The following is a 4,750-nucleotide window of genomic DNA, read 5'->3' as shown; positions in this document are numbered from 1 at the left end:
CCCCGCCGCAATCCCTCACGGCGGGTCCCTGGGTGGTATTGAACGCACCCCATCAGGGCAGGGGCGGGACCGTACCGTCGCTCTCGAAGGCGCTGACCATGTCGATCCGGCGCTGGTGACGCTCTTCGCCGGTGAAGTCCGTGGTCAGGAAGACCCGCACCATCTCCTTGGACTCCTCGACGGACTGCATGCGTCCGCCCATGGACAGGACCTGGGCGTCGTTGTGCTCACGGGCGAGCTTGGCCAGGTCGGCGTTGTAGCACAGGGCCGCTCGGATCCCGGCGACCTTGTTGGCCGCCATCTGCTCGCCGTTGCCGGAGCCGCCGAGGACGATGCCGCGGCTCCCCGGGTCGGCCGCGACCGCCTGTGCGGCGCGGATGACGAAGACCGGGTAGTCGTCGACGGCGTCGTACTCGAACGGACCGTGGTCGGTGACCTCGTGCCCCTCGTCGGCGAGGAAGGTCAGCAGCTCCTGGTGGAGCTCGAAGGCGGCGTGGTCGCCACCGATGTGGACGCGCAAGGGTCTACTCCAGGTGTTGGTGATCGGGCGGGGTGTGCTGGTCAGTCGAAGATCGGGTCGCGGGTGCGGGAGCGCTTGAGCTCGAAGAAGCCGTCGGTGCCGGCGACGAGCACACAGCCGTCGAAGAGGCGGCCGGCCGCTTCCCCCTTCGGTGCCGGGGAGACGACAGGGCCGAAGAAGGCCACGTCCTCCACGGAGATCACCGGGGTCCCCACGTCGTCGCCGACGAGCTCGATGGCGCGGTCGTGGCTCTCACGCAGGAAGGCATCGTGCGCGTCGGTGTCCGCAGCCTCGATGAGCTCGGCGGGCAGGCCGACCTCGGCGAGCGCTGCCTCGGTCACGGCGCGGAAGTCCTTCTCCCCGCCCAGGTGGATGCGCGTGCCGATCGCGTCGTACAGCGGCTTGGTGACCTCGTCGCCGTGCGCCTTGCGGGCGGCGGCGATGACGCGCACGGGCGTCCAGCCGCGCTCCATGAGGTCGAGGTACTCCTCCGGGAGGTCCCGCCCGTCGTTGAGGACGGACAGGCTCATCTGCGACCAGGTGACCTCGATGTCGCGGACCTGCTCGACCTCCATCAGCCACCGGCTGGTCATCCAGGCCCAGGGGCACAGCGGGTCGAACCACATCTGAACGGGAGTTGACGTCATGACCCAATCGTCTCAGACGTCCCGTCGGCCTGTGACAGCATGAGGAAAACGTCTATTGCGAAGGAGCAACACGTGCCGGGCAAGAACCTCACCCGTGAGGAGGCCGCCGAGAGGGCGGCCGTCGTCACGGTCGACAGCCACGAGATCACCCTCGACCTGACGACCTCGGAGACGACCTTCGCGACGACGAGCACCATTCACTTCACGGCGAAGGGGGGAGCCTCCACCTTCGTCGACTTCATCGGTGAGTCCGTGGAGTCGGTGGAGCTCAACGGCAGCGAGCTCGATGCCGCGGCGATCTTCGCCGACCACCGGATCCAGCTCGACGGCCTGGCCGACGACAACACGGTGACGATCCGCGCGACGGGCCGCTTCATGAACACCGGCGAGGGGCTGCACCGCTTCGTCGACCCCGTCGACGGCGAGGTCTACCTCTACACGCAGTTCGAGGTGCCGGACAGCCGCCGGATGTACCCCGTCTTCGAGCAGCCTGACCTCAAGGCGAGCTTCACGCTGACGGTCACCGCCCCGGCGCACTGGCAGGTCATCGGCAACTCCCCCACCCCGGAGCCCGCTCCGGTGCGTGACGGCGTGGCGACGTGGGCCTTCGCCCCCACCGAGCGGATGAGCAGCTACATCACCGCGCTCGTCGCCGGCCCCTACGACGTCGTGCGTGACTCGCTCACCTCGCGGGACAAGGAGGTGCCCTTGGGCATCTTCTGCCGCAAGTCGCTGACGCAGTACCTCGACGCCGACAACCTCTTCGCCCTGACCAAGGCGGGTTTCGCCTTCTTCGAGGAGGAGTTCGACCGCGCCTACCCCTTCACCAAGTACGACCAGGTCTTCACGCCGGAGTACAACATGGGCGCGATGGAAAATGCGGGGTGCGTGACCTTCCACGAGATGTACGTCTTCCGCTCCAAGGTGCCCGATGCGCTCGTCGAGCGCCGCGCCCTCACCGTGCTGCACGAGCTGGCCCACATGTGGTTCGGCAACCTCGTGACGATGAAGTGGTGGAACGACCTGTGGCTCAACGAGTCCTTCGCCGAGTGGGCCTCCACCACCTGCCAGGCCGAGGCCACCGAGTGGGCCGACGCGTGGACGACCTTCTGCACGCACGAGAAGGCGTGGGCCTACCGCCAGGACCAGCTCAGCTCGACCCACCCGATCGTCGCCCCGATCCGCGACCTCGACGATGTCGAGGTCAACTTCGACGGCATCACCTACGCCAAGGGCGCCTCGGTCATCAAGCAGCTGGTGGCCTATGTCGGGCGCGAGCCCTTCCGCGACGGCCTGCGCGCCTACTTCGCCAAGCACGCCTGGGGCAACACGACCCTCGACGACCTCCTCGACGAGCTCGAGGCGACGTCGGGCCGCGACCTGCGCGCCTGGTCCAAGCTGTGGCTCGAGACCGCCGGGGTCAACACCCTGCGCCCGATCGTCGAGGTCGATGACCGCGGTCACTACGTCGACGCGGTCATCGAGCAGACCTTCGCCGAGGGCTTCGAGACGCTGCGCCCGCACCGTCTCGCGGTCGGTCTCTACGACCTCGTCGACGGCACGCTCCAGCGTCGTGAGCGCATCGAGGTCGACGTGGACGGCGAGCACACTCCCCTGCCACAGCTCGTCGGTCAGCGTCAGCCGGACCTGCTGCTGCTCAACGACGACGACCTGAGCTACGCAAAGCTGCGGCTCGACGAGCGCTCGCTCGCAACACTGCTGGCTCACCCCACGGCCTTCGCCGAGTCGCTGCCGGCCTCGCTGGCACTCGCCTCCGCGTGGGACATGACCCGCGACGGCGAGATGGCCGCCCGCGCCTATGTCGACCTCGTCCTGCCCGTGCTCGACGGTCTCTCCGACTCCGTGCTGCTGCGTGCCCTCATCGGACAGATCTCGACCGCCGTGCTCACCTATGGCGCTCCGGCCCACCGTGAGCAGGTTCGTCAGCAGGTCGTGGCACACCTCGCCGAGCTGGCCCGCGCGGCCGCTCCGGGCAGCGACGCCCAGTTGCAGCTCATCACCGGTCACGCGGGTCTGCTCGCCCCCGGCGACGACGTCTCCCTGGCGGCGGGCCTGCTCGACGGCAGCGCCTCCCTCGAGGGGCTGGCCGTCGACACCGACATGCGCTGGACTCTGCTCACCGGCCTGGCAGCAGCCGGCGAGGCCGACGCGGACGCCGTCGCCGCAGAAGCGAAGGGGGACAACACCGCCACCGGTCGTGAGCGCGCCGCTCGCGCTGCCGCGAGCATTCCGACGCCAGAGGCCAAGGAGGCGGCGTGGCAGGCCGGGGTCGTCTCCACCGAGACGCCCAACTCGGTCGTCGACGCCCACGGGCTCGGCTTCGGGCGGACTAACGACCCGGCGCTGCTCACCCCCTTCGTCCAGCGGTACCACGACGTCCTCGAGGAGGTGTGGTCCTCGAGGACGCACGCCATCGCCGAGGGCATCGTCATCGGCTTCTACCCGATGGCCCTGGCCGGCCCCGAGCTGCTCGCCGCGACCCAGGCTTGGCTCGACGAGCACGGGCAGGCCCCGGCCGGTCTGCGGCGCACCGTCGCCGAGAGCCGCGACGCGGTCGCGCGTGCAGTCGCTGCTCAGGAGCGTGACGCAGACTCGGTCGGATGATCGACATGTCCCATCTGCTCGCCATCGACCTCACGTGGGAGTCGAGTCTCGACTGGCTCCTCGGCGCTCCCGTCAAGGTCCTGCTCACCGTGGTCCTGGCCGTCGTCGCCCGGTGGCTCGCCCACCGGGCGATCACCAAGGCCGTCGAGACCTCGATCGCCCGGAGCGAGGCCTCACGGGCGAAGCGGGACCACAAGGGAGGTGGGCGCGCCCTCACGAGCGTTGCCGGCGAGCGGTACCGGCAGCGCACCCTGACGATGGGCTCGCTCCTGCGCAGCATCGCCACGATCGTCATCGCGACCGTCGCGGCGCTCACCGTGCTCGCCCTGCTCGGCATCCCGCTGGCGCCACTGCTCGCGTCGGCCGGTGTCGGTGGTGTCGCGCTCGGGTTCGGCGCGCAGGCGCTCGTGCGCGACTACCTCTCGGGGATCTTCATGATCCTCGAGGACCAGTACGGCGTGGGGGACTTCATCGACACCGGCGAAGCCATCGGGACCGTCGAGGAGGTCACGCTGCGGGTCACCCGGCTGCGTGACCTCGACGGCGTCGTCTGGTACGTCCGCAACGGCGAGATCATCAGGATCGGCAACCGCAGCCAGGGCTGGTCGACGGTGATGGTGGACCTGCCCTTCTCCTACACGGAGGACGTCGACCGGGTCATCGGGATCATCACCGACGCCATCTCGCGGATGAAGGACGACGAACACTGGAGCGAGGTGCTGCGCGAGACGCCGTCCGTCCTGGGCGTCGAGACCATCACCGCCGGCACCGTCACCGTGCGGGTCTTCGCCACGTGCACGCCCAACCAGAACTGGGGCATCCAGCGCGAGATCCGCCGCCGGGTCAAGGAGGCCTTCGACCGCGAGGGGATCGCCGGGCCGCCCCTCCCGCTGGGTGGCACGGGCCAACACCAGATCTGACGTCTCGGTCAGGCCGCCTCGACCAGGCCCTCGAAGTA

At 69.3% G+C, this 4,750-nt stretch carries 4 protein-coding genes; 2 read left to right on the top strand and 2 right to left on the bottom strand.

The features are described 5' to 3' along the window. Positions 1–52: 52 nt before the first annotated feature. Entirely contained in the window at positions 53–520 is a 468-nt protein-coding gene (locus JLI01S_RS16250; RefSeq protein ID WP_068266663.1) for a ribose-5-phosphate isomerase, read from the bottom strand. 41 nt (positions 521–561) lie between these two features. Next, positions 562–1,167 carry a mycothiol-dependent nitroreductase Rv2466c family protein gene (locus tag JLI01S_RS16245; protein WP_068266660.1) on the bottom strand — a complete coding sequence of 202 codons (606 nt, stop codon included), beginning with the start codon at positions 1,165–1,167 and terminating at the stop codon, positions 562–564. A gap of 72 nt (positions 1,168–1,239) precedes the next feature. Between JLI01S_RS16245 and pepN the strand changes: the two genes are divergently transcribed. Both pepN and JLI01S_RS16235 read left to right on the top strand, forming a co-directional pair. Further along, on the top strand, positions 1,240–3,792 hold the full coding sequence (pepN, locus tag JLI01S_RS16240; RefSeq protein WP_068266657.1) for an aminopeptidase N: 2,553 nt from the start codon (positions 1,240–1,242) through the stop codon (positions 3,790–3,792). After that, entirely contained in the window at positions 3,789–4,712 is a 924-nt protein-coding gene (locus JLI01S_RS16235) for a mechanosensitive ion channel family protein (RefSeq protein ID WP_068266654.1), read from the top strand. Before pepN ends, JLI01S_RS16235 begins: the two co-directional genes overlap by 4 nt. The last annotated feature ends 38 nt before the right edge of the window (positions 4,713–4,750 follow it).

This window comes from Janibacter limosus NBRC 16128, assembly GCF_001570985.1.
GTDB lineage: Bacteria > Actinomycetota > Actinomycetes > Actinomycetales > Dermatophilaceae > Janibacter > Janibacter limosus.
The sequence above is the reverse complement of the archived record's forward strand: the minus strand, read 5'-3'. Positions and strand labels throughout refer to the sequence as shown.